Origin of the sequence: Rhodococcus sp. CH91, assembly GCF_022554085.1 — a bacterium.
Taxonomy (GTDB): Bacteria; Actinomycetota; Actinomycetes; order Mycobacteriales; family Mycobacteriaceae; genus Rhodococcus.
This window is the reverse complement of record NZ_JAKFYR010000001.1, coordinates 558,332-573,819: the sequence shown is the minus strand read 5'-3', so window position 1 is coordinate 573,819 and position 15,488 is coordinate 558,332. Positions and strand designations below refer to the sequence as shown.

General features: G+C 66.7%; 16 protein-coding genes. 3 read left to right on the top strand and 13 right to left on the bottom strand.

Features of this window, described 5'->3' with window-relative positions:
* Position 1: 1 nt before the first annotated feature.
* The 6 genes from MOM01_RS02700 to MOM01_RS02675 form a co-directional block, all read right to left on the bottom strand.
* Positions 2–961, bottom strand: coding sequence for a DUF1839 family protein (locus MOM01_RS02700; RefSeq protein ID WP_241383835.1), 960 nt, complete (start codon positions 959–961; stop codon positions 2–4).
* A complete protein-coding gene (locus tag MOM01_RS02695) occupies positions 958–1,902 on the bottom strand; it encodes an amino acid--[acyl-carrier-protein] ligase (RefSeq protein WP_241383834.1) in 945 nt (314 codons plus the stop codon). Before MOM01_RS02695 ends, MOM01_RS02700 begins: the two co-directional genes overlap by 4 nt.
* A complete protein-coding gene (locus MOM01_RS02690; RefSeq protein ID WP_241383833.1) occupies positions 1,899–3,101 on the bottom strand; it encodes an acyl-CoA dehydrogenase family protein in 1,203 nt (400 codons plus the stop codon). Before MOM01_RS02690 ends, MOM01_RS02695 begins: the two co-directional genes overlap by 4 nt.
* Positions 3,098–3,340 carry an acyl carrier protein gene (locus MOM01_RS02685; protein WP_241383832.1) on the bottom strand — a complete coding sequence of 81 codons (243 nt, stop codon included), beginning with the start codon at positions 3,338–3,340 and terminating at the stop codon, positions 3,098–3,100. Before MOM01_RS02685 ends, MOM01_RS02690 begins: the two co-directional genes overlap by 4 nt.
* Complete coding sequence (gene acpS / locus MOM01_RS02680) at positions 3,337–3,768, bottom strand: holo-ACP synthase (RefSeq protein ID WP_241383831.1); 432 nt, start codon at positions 3,766–3,768, stop codon at positions 3,337–3,339. The genes MOM01_RS02685 and acpS overlap by 4 nt, the downstream gene beginning before the upstream one ends.
* 182 nt (positions 3,769–3,950) lie before the next feature.
* Positions 3,951–5,342, bottom strand: a complete 1,392-nt coding sequence (locus MOM01_RS02675) for an NAD(P)/FAD-dependent oxidoreductase (protein ID WP_241383830.1) — start codon at positions 5,340–5,342, stop codon at positions 3,951–3,953.
* A 187-nt stretch (positions 5,343–5,529) separates the two neighbouring features.
* Here MOM01_RS02675 and MOM01_RS02670 point away from each other — a divergent pair, with 187 nt between their 5' ends.
* On the top strand, positions 5,530–6,426 hold the full coding sequence (locus MOM01_RS02670) for a LysR family transcriptional regulator (RefSeq protein WP_241383829.1): 897 nt from the start codon (positions 5,530–5,532) through the stop codon (positions 6,424–6,426).
* A gap of 13 nt (positions 6,427–6,439) precedes the next feature.
* Here MOM01_RS02670 and MOM01_RS02665 read toward each other — a convergent pair whose 3' ends face one another.
* The 3 genes from MOM01_RS02665 to MOM01_RS02655 form a co-directional block, all read right to left on the bottom strand.
* The gene (locus MOM01_RS02665) at positions 6,440–8,098 is read right to left on the bottom strand and encodes an ABC-F family ATP-binding cassette domain-containing protein (protein ID WP_241383828.1); all 1,659 of its coding nucleotides are present in this window, start codon (positions 8,096–8,098) and stop codon (positions 6,440–6,442) included.
* A gap of 262 nt (positions 8,099–8,360) precedes the next feature.
* Positions 8,361–9,236, bottom strand: coding sequence for an NAD(P)H-binding protein (locus tag MOM01_RS02660; protein WP_241383827.1), 876 nt, complete (start codon positions 9,234–9,236; stop codon positions 8,361–8,363).
* Between the two features lie 145 nt (positions 9,237–9,381).
* Entirely contained in the window at positions 9,382–9,924 is a 543-nt protein-coding gene (locus tag MOM01_RS02655; RefSeq protein ID WP_241383826.1) for a TetR/AcrR family transcriptional regulator, read from the bottom strand.
* 156 nt (positions 9,925–10,080) lie between these two features.
* On the opposite strand from MOM01_RS02655, the gene MOM01_RS02650 reads away from it, so the two are divergent.
* Both MOM01_RS02650 and ygiD read left to right on the top strand, forming a co-directional pair.
* Positions 10,081–10,917 carry an alpha/beta hydrolase gene (locus tag MOM01_RS02650; RefSeq protein ID WP_241383825.1) on the top strand — a complete coding sequence of 279 codons (837 nt, stop codon included), beginning with the start codon at positions 10,081–10,083 and terminating at the stop codon, positions 10,915–10,917.
* Positions 10,918–10,941: 24 nt separating this feature from the next.
* Entirely contained in the window at positions 10,942–11,784 is an 843-nt protein-coding gene (ygiD, locus tag MOM01_RS02645) for a 4,5-DOPA dioxygenase extradiol (protein WP_241384041.1), read from the top strand.
* Between the two features lie 16 nt (positions 11,785–11,800).
* Here the strand turns inward: ygiD and MOM01_RS02640 are convergent, their stop codons facing one another.
* The 4 genes from MOM01_RS02640 to MOM01_RS02625 are packed head-to-tail and all read right to left on the bottom strand — an operon-like array spanning position 11,801 to position 15,467.
* On the bottom strand, positions 11,801–12,775 hold the full coding sequence (locus tag MOM01_RS02640) for an alpha/beta hydrolase (protein ID WP_241383824.1): 975 nt from the start codon (positions 12,773–12,775) through the stop codon (positions 11,801–11,803).
* A 58-nt stretch (positions 12,776–12,833) separates the two neighbouring features.
* Positions 12,834–13,970: an alkaline phosphatase family protein gene (locus tag MOM01_RS02635; protein ID WP_241383823.1), complete on the bottom strand. Its 1,137-nt coding sequence runs from the start codon at positions 13,968–13,970 to the stop codon at positions 12,834–12,836.
* A gap of 34 nt (positions 13,971–14,004) precedes the next feature.
* Complete coding sequence (gene catC / locus MOM01_RS02630) at positions 14,005–14,286, bottom strand: muconolactone Delta-isomerase (RefSeq protein WP_241383822.1); 282 nt, start codon at positions 14,284–14,286, stop codon at positions 14,005–14,007.
* A 53-nt stretch (positions 14,287–14,339) separates the two neighbouring features.
* Positions 14,340–15,467: a muconate/chloromuconate family cycloisomerase gene (locus MOM01_RS02625; protein ID WP_241383821.1), complete on the bottom strand. Its 1,128-nt coding sequence runs from the start codon at positions 15,465–15,467 to the stop codon at positions 14,340–14,342.
* Positions 15,468–15,488 lie beyond the last annotated feature (21 nt).

Below are 15,488 nucleotides of genomic sequence, written 5' to 3'. Positions count from 1 at the left end.
GTCAGCGCAGGCCGGTGGCACGGACGACGGTCGCCATCGAGTCCTCCCACGCGGCGGCCATCGCGACCAGCTGGTCGCCGGGGTCGACGTCACGTCCCCGCGCCGCGCGCGCCATACGGAACTGCACGTTCTTCGCACCCTCGGCGACCGCACGGAATCCGACCGATGCCGCCCCTGCGCCGGGATATCCGTGGCCGTCCATGTAGAGACTCACATCGGCGGCGAGTTCGGCGGTGGCACCGCACTGGCGGAGCACTCCGAACGTCCACGGGTGGAAGACATCCATGCCACCCGCACGGATCCGTTCGACGTCGGTGAGCACGCGGGTCCCGAGTTCGCGGACCGGATTGGACACGGCGCGCATGCGCAGATGCCGCAGCACGATCGTGTCGAAGGCGTCGCACTGCGGCGGTGCCGCCTCGAGGCGCACCTGCTCGACATAGGGCGGCCAGACGGGCACCGCCTCGTCGAGACCGAACACTCCGCGGAAGTCCTCACCGGTGAGCACGTGGTAGCCGCTGTTGTGGAAGTACTCGAGCGCTCCGGCGTCCCGGTCGATCAGGTTCGGCACGATCGTGGTCTTGGAGTGCTTCTCGCGATAACCGGTTCCCGCGGTATCGGGCAGCCAGTAGGCGTCGACTTCGATCGTGGACAACAACCCGGCAGCCGCATTGTCCTCCAGATGACTCACGGGCCGACGCCATACGTTCATCTCGGCCACGTCGATCCTGTACAGGGCCAGCAGGTCCTCGGGGCGGAACTTGAGGAAGGTCCATTGCGTCCCGTCGAATCGGGCCGAGAACGCACACGCTGCGGCGGGAAGGGGATCGTGGCCGAGCGAGTGCAGCACCTCGACCCACAGGTCGACGTAGCAATTGGTCTCGGTCCAGATCCGATCGGCGGCGTGCACGGCATGCGGCGTGTACCCGTCGACGCGGACGTCGATGAGCCGATCGGTCACGGGAACAGCCTGTCTCGCACCTGCCCCGGCCAGAGGTCGACATCGAGACCGTGGGTTCGCAAGAGCGCCAGCGCGATCCGTTCCATACCGAATCCGACACACGCACTGTGGGCGACCTGCCCGTCGACGGTGGTGATCCCGAAGGTCTCGCCGAAATGTTCGCGGTGGCAGTTGCACGAGACGACTGCGGTGCCCTCGTCGAGGTCGCCGTAGAGACGCACCGTCAACTCGGTCTTCAGGTTCTCGGTGCGTTGATTGACCGCCAGCATCCGGCCGGCGCGCCCGAAGAAGGGATCGTTGGCGGGTACTGCGGTCGCGTCGAGACCGAGCGAGCCGAGTACCTCGAGACCACGTTCGACCCACGAGTCACGATGCTGCGCAGCGTCTGCTTCCGTGCCGATGCGGACGAACTCGTGCATCCGGAACGCCTGCATGCGCGCCGGATCCACCGCCGGCTCGTGCCGGAAGCAGTAGCCGTAGACGTCGAGCAGCTCTCCCCCCTCGCGCAGGGCACCGGCGTACCGCGAATAGGCGGGATGGCATGCGGCGGAGACGAGCACTGTGTCGGCAGGTTCGAGCCACGAGTCCCACGCTTCGCCTCGGGAACGTGCCGCGAGCAGTTCGGCATGTTCGGCGTTGCTGCCGGCGAAGGTGTTGACCGCACCGGTGAGGTGCGGGAAGGAGGCGATGTAATCGGTGCGCTCGAAGCTCGTCCTCGGAAAGACCGGCGGGAAGCGAAGTTTCGTCGCGTCGCTGCCCGGACCGGCGGCGACCACGACGCGGTCGACGCCCTCCACGATGTTCTCGAAGGTGCCCGACCGTCCGTAGAGCCCGGGGACACCCGTCTCCACCAGGAGGTCGGCGTCGAGCAGCTGCTGCCGGAAGTCGGCACGTGCGCGGTCGAGTTCGGAGGTGGTGCCCGTCGTAGCGGTGGTTGTCACAGCGTTCCTCGGTAGGCGATCGACAACTGGGCGGAGTTGTTCATGATGCGGTCGTTGTTCACCATCACGGCGGCGCCGTGCGCGTCGCGGAGGTGGCGGCCGAGAGAGTACTGCGAGTCCTCCCGGTACCCGGCGATGCCGCAGATGAGCATCGCACGGTTCACCAGATCCACGACCAGCGTCGAGGCGGTCACCTTGAGATTGTTCATCGCAAGCGAGAAGCCCATACCGGAGAGTGCCTCGGAGCGGTCCGTCCCGTCCAGGGTCGAGGTCGCGGCGTCGAAACGCGCGGCGGATGCGGCGACGACGTCTGCGAACTGCTGATGCACCGCGGCTGCTTCGGCGAGTCGCAGCGCGCCGGGCGGGGTGATGCCAGGACTGCGACGCGCCGCCGACCGCACGAACGAACGCGCCTTCTCCATCGCCGCGTCGGCGATTCCGAGCCACACCGCGGACCACACGCAGTGCGAGACCGGAAGCATGGTGCGCGACGAGATCTCGGCGTAGGGCGTGCCGACGACGAGATCGGCCGAGGTGGTGGCGGTGAGGACGAAACCGGGACTGCACGTTCCCCGCAGGCCGAGGGTGTCCCACTTCCCGGTGGGCTCGAGCGACAGCTCGCCGCGTCGGCACACGACGAGAACCTGGTCGCTGGGCGGGCTGTCGGGGGTGCGACGGGCCGTCACGAGGATCACGTCGGCGTACTCGCCGTACGAGATGACGGGAGCGTTCTTGGTGAGCGACACCGTGTCCCCGTCCCGGGCCACGGCACAGACGCTGCTGCGTACATCACCGCCGGTGCCGAGTTCGGTGGTCGCCGACGCGATCAGGTAATCCTGTGCCACTGCTTCCGCGACGAACGCGGCGACTCCCGGAGTGGAATGGCGGACCAGCGACAGGATCTGCGTCTGGTGCATCGCGAAGATCATCGCGGTCGAGGCGCAGTACCGGCCGAGGATGCGCGCGACGTCGCACAGCTCGCCGAGGGTCGCGCCCTCACCACCCTGCTCGACGGGCACGGCACAGTTGAGCAGATTGTGGGCACGCAGCGCGTCGACGGCCTCGTGCGGGAACCGGCCCTGCCGGTCCACGTCCGCGGCGGCGGGCCCGGCGCTCTCATGTCCGACGATCTCGGCCCGGACGAGCAATGGCGGCTCGGCGTCCTCCACGACGGACAGTGGCGCGGACACCGGACTCACGCGACGCCCAGTTCCGTCAATGCCGAACGGATGGCTCCGACGCTCCCGAAGGTACTCTTGCGCAGCAGTTCGTCCGGGAACTCGATGTCGAAGGCGTCCTCGAGAGCGAGCATGACGTTCACGCTCGCGTGGGAGGTCAGGCCGAGTTCGTAGAGATCGGCGGCGGGGTCGAGGCCTGCCGGGTCGACCGCCAGCTTGGCGTGCTCGCCGAGGACCTTGCGAATCACCTGCTCCGTCATGGCTGTACTCCACTTTCTGCTTCTCCGACGCGGGTCGCCACGACCGTCGCGATGGCGTATTCGGGCTCGTGGGATATCGAGACCTGGAGGTCGGTCAACTGTTCATCTCGTGCCAGGGCAGCCGCGTTACCGGTCAGTTCCACGGTGCATCCGCCCCAGTTCTCGCGGTGGATCTCGATGCTCCGCCACGGCACTGCGTGGTCCCGCGGACGCAGGACCTTCATCACGGCTTCCTTCCCCGCGAAGCGCGCCGCGAGTCGTTGCGCGCGCCCCGGGCCGGTGCACACCGACAGTTCGTGTTCGGTGAACAGACGCCGAAGGTAACGGTCGCCGAACCGGTCGATGCTGCGAGCGACCTCGCGTACGGTGACGACGTCGCAGCCGATGCGTGTCGTCGCGAGACGGGGGCCGCTGCCGTCGACGTTCATGAGTTACTCCTCGGGATGCGGTGCACACGGTAGCTGCCGGCGGACCGATCTACACCTGCCGAATATCTCCGGCCTGTGGAACATCCCGGAAATCACCCCGGTTTTCACCCGATTCCCGCTGTGGATGCAGACGCGAAAGGCTCCGACCTCGACGGTCGGAGCCTTTTCGTCGCTCGTGGGGGTTACGCCGATGTCGGCGCAGGCTGCCTGTTGTTGTTCTTCTTCTTTTTCGTGCCCTTCACCTGCGGCGCCGGTTCCTTCCGTCCGTCGTCCTTCGCCTCGTCACCGGCCTTCGCCGACGCGGTCACCGGGGTGAGCTCCTGCGCGTAGTAGAAGTGCGGGCGCCGATGCCCGAGGAAGGAACCGCACCACGACAGGACCGCGATGTACCGGTTGCGGAAACCGACCAGGTAGACGAGGTGGACGGCGAGCCACAGCACCCATGCGATGAAGCCGGTGAGCTCGATCTTCCCGACCCGTGTGATCGCGCGGAAGCGGTTGATGATCGCCATGCTGCCCTTGTCCTTGTACTGGAAAGGGGTGCCCATCGCGATCTTGCCGGTGATCATCTTCGCGACATGGCGGCCACCCTGCATCGCGAAAGGCGACTGGGCGGGCAGGTTGTCGAGCGTGACCATGTCGCCGATCGCGAAGATGTCGTCGCTGCGTCCGACGGTGAAGTCCGGGTCGACGAGCAGGCGACCACCGCGAACCGTCTCGCAGCCGGTGCGCTCGGCGAGCACGTCGGCGAAGTCGTTGGCCTGGATGCCGGCCGACCAGATGATGGTCTCCGCGGTGAGCCGGCGGGTCTCCTCGGTCGTCGGCGTGGTGAGCGTGGCACCGTGCTCGTCGATGTCGGTGACCATCGTTCCGAGGACGACGTCGACGCCACTCTTCTCGAGCGACGTCTTCGAGTACTCGCTGAGTTTGCCGCCGAACGGAGGCAGCACCTTGTCGGCGCCCTCGACGAGGGTGACGGTGACGTCGTCCGCGCGGATGTTGCCGATGGACTCGGCGAAGTACCGCTGTGCGAGTTCCTTGATCTGACCTGCGAGCTCGACGCCCGTCGGGCCGGCACCCACGACGATGAAGCTGAGCAGGTTCTTGCGCCGCTCCGGGTCCGTGGTGACGTGAGCTTCCTCGAAGCACCGCACGATCTGGCGGCGCAGCCGCTCGGCGTCCTCGACCGTCTTGAGCGCGAACGTCAGGTCGGCGAACTCGTCGCGTCCGAAGTACGCCTGGCGCGCGCCGGTCGCGGCGACGAGGTACTTGTAGCCGAGACGGAGGCGTTCGCCACCGGCCTCGTAGACGACGATGTTCTCGTCGGGGAGCACGTCGACGACCCGGCCGAGGCGGACGTCGGCGTGGGGGTACTCGGCGAGGATCGCGCGCACCGAGGGGGCGATCTCGCCGGGCGAGAGGACACCGGTTGCGACCTGGTAGAGCAGGGGCTGGAAGAGGTGCTCGGTGGTCTCCGAGATGAGGACGAAGGGCGTGCCCGCCTTGGCGAGCTTCTTCGCTGTTGCCAGCGCCCCGAATCCGGAGCCGACGATCACCACGTCCGTCCGATCCATCCGGGTCGTCCCTGTGTCCGCACCGTCCATGCTGCGTAAACCTCCACGCGATAGCTGTCATCTCGGTCGATGTATGACCACCAACGTAAGGACGACATGCTCTCGATATCCAGTAACCTGGGATATTCGAAAAACTGTTATCTGTTCTGCTCATGAATACAGATGGCATGTCGTCCCTGGAGGAGCGATGGATTTCCGTCAGCTGCGCTACTTCTTCGCCGTCGGCGAGGAGGGCAGCTTCTCTCGTGCTGCCCAGCGATGCTTCATCTCGCAGTCGGCCATCAGCCATCAGATCGCGAAGCTCGAGCAGGAGCTGGGAACCTCACTCTTCGACCGCACCACCCGCTCGGTCAAGCTCACCTCCGCCGGCCGGCGGTTGATGCCGATCGCCGCGGAAGTGCTCAGCCTCGAGGCCAAGGCCCTCGAAGTGGCCCACGAACCGCGGGAGAGCATCCGGATCACCGCGAACATGAGCTTCGCCTCGCAGAGCCTCGATGCGATCTCGAGCGTGCGCGAACGTCACCCCAAGCTCGACGTCGAGTTCGTCATCAAGGACTTCACCGACCGCGTGAATGCGGTGGCGTCGGGAGAGGCCGACCTCGCTCTGATCCGTGGAGAGGTCGACCGTCCCGGTCTGGAAGCGATACGGCTGGGCATCGAAGAACTGGTGATCGTCACCTCGAGCCAGCATCCACTGTCGGCATTCTCGACCGTCGACCTCAGCGACCTCGCCCACTATCCACTTCTGTTACCACCACGCGGCAACCAGGTACTGCTGCACCGAGTCGTCGAGGACGCCTTCGTCGAGGTCGGTCGCCGCGTGCAGCTCGGCCCGCCGATCGCCAGCGATCACACGGCCACCCTCGAAGTCCTCACCAACCCCCGGGCATGGACCGTGCTGTATGCCGGAACCGCAGCCGAGACACCCCGCAAGGGCCTCGAGTTCATGCGCGAGATCCACCACCGCCTGCAGGTGCCGGTGTGCGGGGTGGTGCGGAGCAACAGCACCCCCAGCCCCGAACTCGAATTCCTCATGCACGCACTCGCGCACTCGATCGTGCCTCCCACCGACAGCGCGCCGTGACCGCATGCTGTCGCTACGCCGCGATCGGGCCGGGCCTCAACGCGAGGTGAGGCCAGTCGGCGATGTCACGCCGCATCTGCCGGTCGTGCGTCGCCAGAGCCACCGCTGCATCGGTCGCTCCCAACGCGTCGGTGAGTTCGTCCACCAAGGTGATCGACAGGTGGTTGGTGGGCTCGTCGAGCAGCAGCACGTGCGGCCTCGCGGCGAGAACCATCGCCAGGTCGAGCCGCCGCTGCTGGCCCATCGACAGGTCGCGCACACGCTTGTCCAGATCCCGTTCCGTGAACAGGCCCAGTTCGTCGAGGTCGACGGCGTCTTCCCCGGAAACGAGACCCGCGACGACGAGCGAGCCCACATGCGCGTCGTAGACGTCGCGGACCCTTCCCGCCGAAGGCGCGGGAGATTCCTGGGCGAGCCGGCCGATCCGCACCTCGGGATCGCTCTCCCTGGTTCCGGAGGTCGCCTCGACCTCGCCGGCGAGTACTGCGAGCAGTGTCGACTTGCCCGCCCCGTTGGGGCCGGTGATCACGAGGCGCGAGCCCGCGCCCACGGCGAGTGTGACCGGCCTGAGGAGCCGGCCTCGCACCGTGACGTCCTCGACGCGCACGAGAGGCGTGTCCGGATCGATCCCGTCCGCGTCCGCGCCGAGGACCGGCATCGAGAAATGGAGCGGCGGAACGGGTACCGAGAGGGCGTGCTCGTCCAGTGCGTCCTGCCGCCGGCGGACCGATCGGACGAGCGCAGGGGCACGGGTGGCCCGCTGGTGCTTTCCGGTGCCCTTGTCCGGCCGCCATCCCGTCACGAGACGGTCCTGCGCCGATTCGAGATCGGCGGCCAGACGTGCTCGGTCGGCCTGCTCGCGTGCGTATTCGTCGACCCACCGCGCATATTCGGCTTCGCGGCCCGTGCGGAAACCGCGATAGCCACCGCCGTACAGACGCGGACGGCCGTCGCGGCTGGGATTCAGATCGAGAATCGAGGTGGCGACGTCCGTCAGCAACGCCCGGTCGTGGCTGACGAGAACCACTCCGCTGCGGGTGTGTTGCAGACGTTCGGTGAGATAGTCGAGACCGGACGCATCGAGATGGTTCGTCGGCTCGTCGAGCAGCAGGAAATCGTGCTCGGCACCGAGCAACGCGGCCAAGCGCACCCGGTAGCGCTGCCCGACCGACATCTCGTCCAGCAACCAGGACCGGTCGGTGACCGCACCGAGCGCTTCGAGAGCGGTGTCGACGCGACGATCGGCACCCCATGCACCGAGCCGTTCCGCGACCTCGAGAGCTGCCGCATATGCCTCGGCTGCGCCCGGACGCTCGTCGGCGAGCAACTCCGTGCTTTCGTCCAGCGCGGTCAGAGCCGTACGTACGGCCGTGAGTTCGATGTCGATGAGATCGCCGACGGTGCGCCCTTCGGCTGTGGTCATCTCCTGCTCGGCGATGCCGAGGGAACCGAAGCGCCGCACGGTCCCCGAGTCCGGTTCGAGCCGGCCGGCGAGCACGTGCAGCAGCGTGGACTTGCCCCGTCCGTTCTCGCCGACGATGCCGAGACGTGAGCCGGGCGTGACGGTGAGATCGACGCCCTGGAGGACGGGATGTCCGCCGCGGGCGAGGTGCACGTCCACGACGCCGAGCTGGGCGTGGGAACGGTGGGGCAGGGAAATACCGGCAGTCATTCTTCCTCCGGGTGGAGGCGCACTCGTCCCGACGTCAGGGATGGGAGGGAGGCGCTCGCCGACGGACGGCCGATGGGCCGACCGCATTCGGTACGGCTCGCACCGCTACCTCGGATCACGTCCGAGGAGCGGAGCTCGTCAGTTGAAGATGAGTGCCTGGATCACGCTGTCCAGGGTACCGAGCGCATGATTACCGTCAATCGATTTTCGCGTGCGCGGACGTCATCGCGATCGATCGGCGCACAGGATCGTCGACCGGAACCTACGGGACGGCCGGTCCTGGGGCTTCCGTCGTTGCACGCGCATCAGCGGTGAGGAAATCCCGCAGAGATGTCGCCGGGCGCCCGGTCACCATTTCCACGGTGCCGGTCACCCTGTCTTCCTGACCGGCGCGGATGCGGGCATCGAGTCCCGCGAGCATGCGGGCGAATTCCGGAGCCAGACCGGTGTCGACGAGTCGTTGCACCATCTGTTCCGTTGTCAGGTCGATATGTTCGACAGGTCGGCCGTGCACGTCGCTCACCACCGCCGCTGCATCGGCATACGAGAGAGCTTCGGGGCCGGTGAGGATCAGTTCCCCCTCGATGGGGTCCTCCGCTGTGAGTGCTTCGACTGCCACCGCGGCAATATCGGCCGCATCGATGAATCCGAGACGGCCGGCACCGGTTGCCGTGATGATCTGCCCCGATGTGCGGATGCCCTCGGCCAGGGGATGATCTCCAACGAAGTTCTGCATGAACCACGAGGGCCGAAGAACCGTCCATCGGGGGACAAGTTCCGATACGAGCGAATGGATCTCGCCGAGCCCCGGGTCTCCCTTACCGACAGCAGAGGACCCGAGTTGCACCACCCGCTGCACTCCCCGGTCCACTGCCGACTCGAGGAAGGGGCGTACCAGGGGTGCCGGGTCTGCGACACCGACGGGCGCGACGAGATACACCGCGTCGATGCCGTCCAGAGTGGCGTCGAATGTCGAGACGTCGCCCCAGTCGAACCGCACTGCACCGTCCGCGGGCACCGGGTGGCGACTGGCGGTTCGCACGCGCAGGCCCCGGTCCCGAAGGCCTGCTGCTACATGCGTTCCGGTGTTGCCGGTGGCTCCGGTGACCAGATAGTGCTGCTCATGGTCGGTACTCATATGTCGTCCTTTCACAGAGGACGCTCCTCGAGAGGTCTCAGCGGAGCAACGATCTCGACGGGATGACCGTCGAATCAAGAGAGTGATAGATCACTCACCAAGGGAGAGGGAGCAGGGCTCGCGATCACGCACCGGGCCCGTCGGGTCAGCCCCGGACGAGACGCCGCTCCCGCTCGTCCGAGGAGGAGGGCAGAATCTTCGCGGCTCGGAGCGCGTTGTCGTATTGACTCCACGCAAGGTACTTCCGGATCTCGACGTCGCTGAGCCCACGTGCGCCCAGGTTGTCGACCTGCCGTCGATAGCATTCACGCACGGCTTCGCCGATGGGTTCGATACTCGAGGCGGCCGTCGCATGGAGCAACACCATCGCTGCATCCGGATCGCCGTCCAGGCCCGCACCTTCGGGAGCGAGGAGAGCATCGATCACCTCGCCGGGGGCGGCGTCGCGGAACACACGGTCGATCGCAGCGTCGATCCGGGATTTGACCTCCTCGAGCACCGCGACGAAGAGCGCTTCCTTGCTGGCGAACAACCGGTAGAGATATGCCTGCGAAATCCCTGCCGCGTGCGCGATTTCGGTGGTGTTGGCACCCCAGAATCCACGTTCGGCGAAGATGCGGATCGCCTCGCGCAGCACATCGCCTCGACGCTCGTCCGAGGTGCTGAGAGTGCGGGACCGTCCAGGCATGTGAGTAATTTACCGCTCACACTTTCGACGTGTCAATCGGATCCTTTCGACGGGGTACAGCAACTCGGGCCGACGAGCCGAGAGACTCGATCCTTCCGGCCGTCACTCGTGCAAGGATGCAGGGTGCAGCAGTCGACGAGGCCGCAGGAGGCGCGCATGGAGCACATCGAATCGTCGTTCACCGGTGGTGGAGCCGTTCCGATCGTGTACGACGTGTGGTCGCCGGACGCCCCCACGGGCGTGCTGATCCTCAGTCACGGCCTCGGCGAGCACGCGCGTCGTTACGACCATGTCGCCGAACGGCTCACCGGTCTCGGCCTGGTCGTGTACGCCCCCGATCACCGTGGCCACGGACGTTCCGGCGGCAAGCGTGTGCATGCGCGGGAGATGCGCGAGTTCACCGACGACCTCGACACCCTGATCGACCTGGCGACCCACGACCATCCCGGCTTGCCGGTGTTCATGCTCGGACACTCGATGGGCGGTGCGATCGCTCTCGCCTACGCGCTCGATCATCAGGACAGGCTCACGGCACTCGTGTTGTCCGGACCGGCTGTGAACGTCACGTCCGGCACCCCCAAGCCGATGGTGGAGATCGGCAAGCTGCTCGGACGTTTCCTGCCGGGTGTGCCGGTGCAGAAACTCGACAGCAAGGCGGTGTCGCGCGATCCGGTGGTGGTAGCGGAGTACGAGGCGGACCCACTCGTGCACCACGGCCCCATCCCCGCCGGACTCGCGCGGGTGCTGGTGCTCAACGAACAGAGTCTCGAACAACGCCTTCCGAAGTTGACCCTGCCCGTGCTCGTCATGCACGGAACCGATGACGCCCTCGCCCACCCGGCCGGAGCGCAACTCGTCGCCGATCGGGGCGGTTCGGAGGACTTGACGCTGAAGTTGTACGAGGGTTTGTTCCACGAGGTGTTCAACGAGCCGGAGAAGGATCGCGTACTCGACGATCTGACGGCGTGGCTGAAGGCCCGACTCTCCGCCTGAGAAGATGGACTCGTGTCCACACGTATGCCGGTCGCCTTCTTCGGCCACGGAAGCCCGCTCAACGCTCTCGAATCGAATCGGTACACCGAGGCGTGGGCCGCATTCGGGCGTTCCGTTCCGCCGCCGCGCGCGATCCTGGCGATCTCCGCGCACTGGTACATCAATGCCACAGCGGTGACCGCGATGCGATCGCCCCGGACGATTCACGACTTCTTCGGGTTCCCGCAGGATCTGTTCGACGTCGAGTATCCGGCGCCGGGTGCCCCCGAACTGGCCGAGGAGATCGCCGATCTCGTGCACCCGACGTGGGTCGGCACGGACGTCGATTCGTGGGGCATCGACCACGGCACCTGGTCGGTCCTCACCCACGCGTTCCCGGATGCGGACGTCCCGGTGGTGCAGCTCAGTCTGAATGCCTACAAGCCGCTCGACTACCATCTCGATCTCGGCGCCCGCCTCGCCGGATTGCGTGACCGCGGGGTGCTGATCGTCGCGAGCGGCAACGTCGTGCACAACCTCGGTGCCATGGATCCACGACAGCCGGGGGCCGGTTTCGACTGGGCACACCGCTTCGACGAGGACGTCCTCACCGTCCTGCACGATCGTCCCGGAGATGCGGCGGCGCTGCGCGAGCACGCCGACTACCGCCTTGCCGTGCCGACACCCGACCATTTCCTGCCCCTGCTGTACGTCGCAGGTCTCACCGCCGAGGCGGGAGAGTCTCCGACGACCCTGGTGGACGGTGTCGAATACGGATCGTTGTCGATGACCTCCTACGCCGTCGGAGCGAACGAGCCCTCCCCCGAGGCCGGCGGCCACGGTGCCGCACTACCCGAGACGCCCCCGCCGGCCGACACCAACCTGTAGGGCCGGTGACGGCCGGTCAGGCGGACTTGTCGTCGTCGACGGCGATCACCGTGCGCCGTGCGAAACGGGTGCTGAGCCCGATCAACTCCATCGCTTCGGGAATCACCCGTGCCAGTACCGGCCAGGCGTGGATCTGGCCACGCCACAGGTGTGTCTCCACCACATTTCCGGCCGACGCGAGACGTTCGGTCATGATCTCCACGTCGGGCCGGGTCAGTTCGTACTCCGCGGCGCACATGAACATCGGCGGGAACAGAGCCGGATCGGCATCGACGGGATTCGTCTCCCCTTCGATCGCGTCCTCACCGGCCAGCCATCGCGGCCGGATCCTGCCGAGCGCCTTGATCGGCAGATAGGCGTCCTTCGCCATATAGGCGGCGTCGTGTGTGTCGAGGTCGAGATTCAGCAGTGGCGAGTAGCCGATCACCGCGGCCGGTCGCTGGATTCCGCGGCGGGCGGCGATCTCGGCGACCTTCGCCGCGAGATAACCCCCGGCGGAGTCGCCACCGACGACGATGCGAGTGGGATCGTCGGCGACGTCGAGCAGCGCGACGTACGCGTTCATCGCGTCCTGGACCGAGCCCGCGATCGGCACGGCGGGAACCTGCCGGTAGTCCATGGAGTAGACCGGGGCACCGGAGTCCAGCGCGAGCTGGACGCACAGCTGGCGGTGGGTCGACGGGCCGCAGAAGATGAAGCCGCCGCCGTGGAAGTAGAGAATCGTGGCGTCCTCGAGCGGATCGTCCACCGGTTTGGGCGAGATGATCCGTTCCCCGGGGACCCCACCGAGTTCGGTTCGGGTGATGTGCACGGCGCGAGGCCGGGGGCCGAGCTTGTCGACCACCCACGACAGCCGCCCGAGCAGGGCAATTCCGAAGTCGTTGCTCGGCCACAGACTCAGGATGGGCTTGAACAGGATCCGGGCCACCCACAGAATGATCAGCGCGACCTTGCTGCTGCGATCGTGCCAGGTCACCGCATCGGTTCGCATGTGAACACACTAGGTGACGCATGCAGCCCGCGGCGGAGTTACCCGGCGGGGATGTCGATCATCCGATCCGTAGCAACGGAACGAGCAGCTCCTCGTCGGTGAGGGCACCGTGCTGTCCGGGCAGGTTCGACATCACCTGTTCACCATGGCTGCGGATCACCGACGTCTCGCCGTGTCCGACGGTCACGATGTCGCCGATGCGCCCGCGCAGCGCGGGGGCCGGGTCGGGTCCGAACAGCCCCGCCGCGATCACCTCGTCGCGGCTGCCGACCCACGCGTCGTCGCCGAGTTCGTTGCGCCACCGTTCGAGAACGCGGTCGACGTGCTCGGTGTAGATGTGCCGGCATCGCGGTTCCCCGGCGATCATCGTGACGTCCTCACCGAGACCCGGTGTGTCGTCGAAGTCGATCCGGCGTCCGCGCGAGGCGTCGATCATTCCGTGATCGGCGGTGACGAGCAGGCGGGTGTCGTCGGGCAGTGCCGCCGCGAGTTGCTCGACGAAACGGTCCACCACGGTGAGTTGTGCGAGCCATGCCGTGGATTCCGGCCCGTAGAGATGACCGAGTGTGTCCACCTCCGAGAGGTAGCAGTAGACGAGGCTGCGATCACCCGCGTGTACTGCGGTGACGACCTGGGCGAGCAGGTCCCCGTAGGCGGACACCCCGACGAAGTGACCGCCGCGCAGAACCGCGCGAGTGAGACCGCTTCCCTCGAATGCCCGAGGCACGACGGTGGTGACGGCGAGACCGGCAGCGCAACCGCGTTCGAACACCGTCGGGTGCGGTTGCACACTCTCGGGCACGAGATCGTCGCGCTGGTCGATCGCGGTTCCGGCGAGCGTCCAGCGGAGCCAGTTGACCGAGGCATCGATCTCGTCGACATACGACTGGTAACCGGTGATGCCGTGCAGTCCGGACGGAAGTCCCGTGCCCAGGGAGGCGAGGCTGACCGCGGTGGTCGTGGGAAAACCTGCGCGCATCGCGGAACCCGGCACCTGCGTCAGGAAAGGTGCGGCATTCGTGTTGCGATGCAACAACTCCCATCCCATACCGTCGACCAGGAGCACGACCGTCCGGTCGGCCGGCGGAAGATCGAGTCGGTTGTCCTCCCCGGTGACCCCCGCGGACGAGAGCACCGACGGCATCAGGTCGGCGAGTGTCGGCTCGGCGTAGACGTTGCGCAGCGGCAGGCTCATGACCCGAGTATGGGCCACACGTCCACGCGCGGTGTCACTTGATGTCGGAGCCGTGCTTCGTCAGCGGTGTGACCTCGACGTTCATGTAGGGGAACAGCGGCAGGCCCCACAGGATCTCGTGCAATTCGTCCGCCGACTCGACATCGAAGATCGAGATGTTGCTGTACCGGCCCACGATGCGCCAGATGTGCGGCCACTTGCCCTGACGCTGCAGATCCTGGCTGTACGCCTTCTCCTCGGCGATGGTCTCGGCTCGCACCTCGGGATCCAGATCGCGCGGGATGTCGACGTCCATCCGGACATGGAACAGTGCCATGATTTCTTCTCCTTCTGTTCTGGCGGGGACGCCGTTTCGCGAGGACCGGTGGTTCAGGACCGCGCGTACTTCCGCACGACGTCCATGTCCAGTTCGACGCCGAGGCCCGGCCCTTCGGGCAGATGCACCTGCCCTTCGGCGTACTCGAGGGGCTTCTGCAGCAGTTCGACGGCGAACAGCTGCGGCCCGAACAGTTCGGTGCCGTGGTCGATGCCCGGCTCGGAGCACGCGAAGTGCACGGAGGCGGCGGTGCCGATGGGGCCTTCGATCGAGGTGGCCCCGTGGCAGCGCAGGCCGGCGGCCTTCGCCACGGCGACCACCTGCTTGCTGCGTTGCAATCCCCCGCACTTGGTGGTCTTGAGCGCCACGACATCGGCGGCGCCGAGCCTGGCGACCTCGTACGCGTCGTGGGGGGTCCGAACGGATTCGTCGGCCATGACCGGCGCGGGAATGCGACGGTTGATCTCGGCGAGAACATCCAGTTGATCTGCGGGCGTGGGCTGTTCGATGAGCTCGACTCCGCCCTCGACGAGCTGCGGGACGTAGCGCAGCGCGGTGAACCGATCCCAGCGCGCGTTGACGTCGATGCTGAAGCCGACCTCGCCGTCGAACGCTTCGACGATCCTGACGACACGGTCGGTGTCGACAGCGGGATCGAGCGCACCCATCTTGAGTTTGAAGCTGAAATTCAGGCGCTGTTCGCGCTTGTGCGTGACCTCGTCGACGATCTCCTCGAGCGGTGCAGCGCCGAGCGCCCAGCGCACGTCGACACCGGTGCGGAAGATCCCCCCCAGCAGCGATGCGACCGGGATGCCGAGGCTGCGCGCCCAGGCGTCGTGCATCGCGACGTCCACTGCGGCCTTGGCGAACCGCGCGTTCGCGACGATGCGCTCGATATCGACCATGACACCGCTGATTTCGTCGACGCCGCGCCCGATGATGTAGGGGCCGATGTAGCGATCGACGATCTGCTGCATCGTCTCCACCGATTCGCCGCCCCACCACGGTCCCCCCGGCACGACACCCTCACCGTAACCGGTGACACCGTCTTTCGTGGTCACGGCGACGAGCAGGATCGGTTGCGTCTCCGAGGTGGTGGTGGCGAACTTGTGCGGCCGGATCAACGGGACGTCGATGATCGTCGTGGTGACGGACGCGATCTTCAGACCGGGGTCGGACATCGGAACTGCTCACAATCGATT

Bases quoted from the DNA above. Each gene is read 5' to 3' on its own strand.
- MOM01_RS02625 (WP_241383821.1), bottom strand. From the start codon at position 15,467: ATGTCCGACCCCGGTCTGAAGATCGCGTCCGTCACCACGACGATCATC.
- MOM01_RS02635 (WP_241383823.1), bottom strand. From the start codon at position 13,970: ATGAGCCTGCCGCTGCGCAACGTCTACGCCGAGCCGACACTCGCCGAC.
- MOM01_RS02685 (WP_241383832.1), bottom strand. From the start codon at position 3,340: ATGACGGAGCAGGTGATTCGCAAGGTCCTCGGCGAGCACGCCAAGCTG.
- acpS (WP_241383831.1), bottom strand. From the start codon at position 3,768: ATGAACGTCGACGGCAGCGGCCCCCGTCTCGCGACGACACGCATCGGC.
- catC (WP_241383822.1), bottom strand. From the start codon at position 14,286: ATGGCACTGTTCCATGTCCGGATGGACGTCGACATCCCGCGCGATCTG.
- MOM01_RS02665 (WP_241383828.1), bottom strand. From the start codon at position 8,098: ATGACTGCCGGTATTTCCCTGCCCCACCGTTCCCACGCCCAGCTCGGC.
- ygiD (WP_241384041.1), top strand. From the start codon at position 10,942: ATGCCGGTCGCCTTCTTCGGCCACGGAAGCCCGCTCAACGCTCTCGAA.
- MOM01_RS02655 (WP_241383826.1), bottom strand. From the start codon at position 9,924: ATGCCTGGACGGTCCCGCACTCTCAGCACCTCGGACGAGCGTCGAGGC.
- MOM01_RS02670 (WP_241383829.1), top strand. From the start codon at position 5,530: ATGGATTTCCGTCAGCTGCGCTACTTCTTCGCCGTCGGCGAGGAGGGC.
- MOM01_RS02660 (WP_241383827.1), bottom strand. From the start codon at position 9,236: ATGAGTACCGACCATGAGCAGCACTATCTGGTCACCGGAGCCACCGGC.
- MOM01_RS02650 (WP_241383825.1), top strand. From the start codon at position 10,081: ATGGAGCACATCGAATCGTCGTTCACCGGTGGTGGAGCCGTTCCGATC.
- MOM01_RS02640 (WP_241383824.1), bottom strand. From the start codon at position 12,775: ATGCGAACCGATGCGGTGACCTGGCACGATCGCAGCAGCAAGGTCGCG.
- MOM01_RS02675 (WP_241383830.1), bottom strand. From the start codon at position 5,342: ATGGATCGGACGGACGTGGTGATCGTCGGCTCCGGATTCGGGGCGCTG.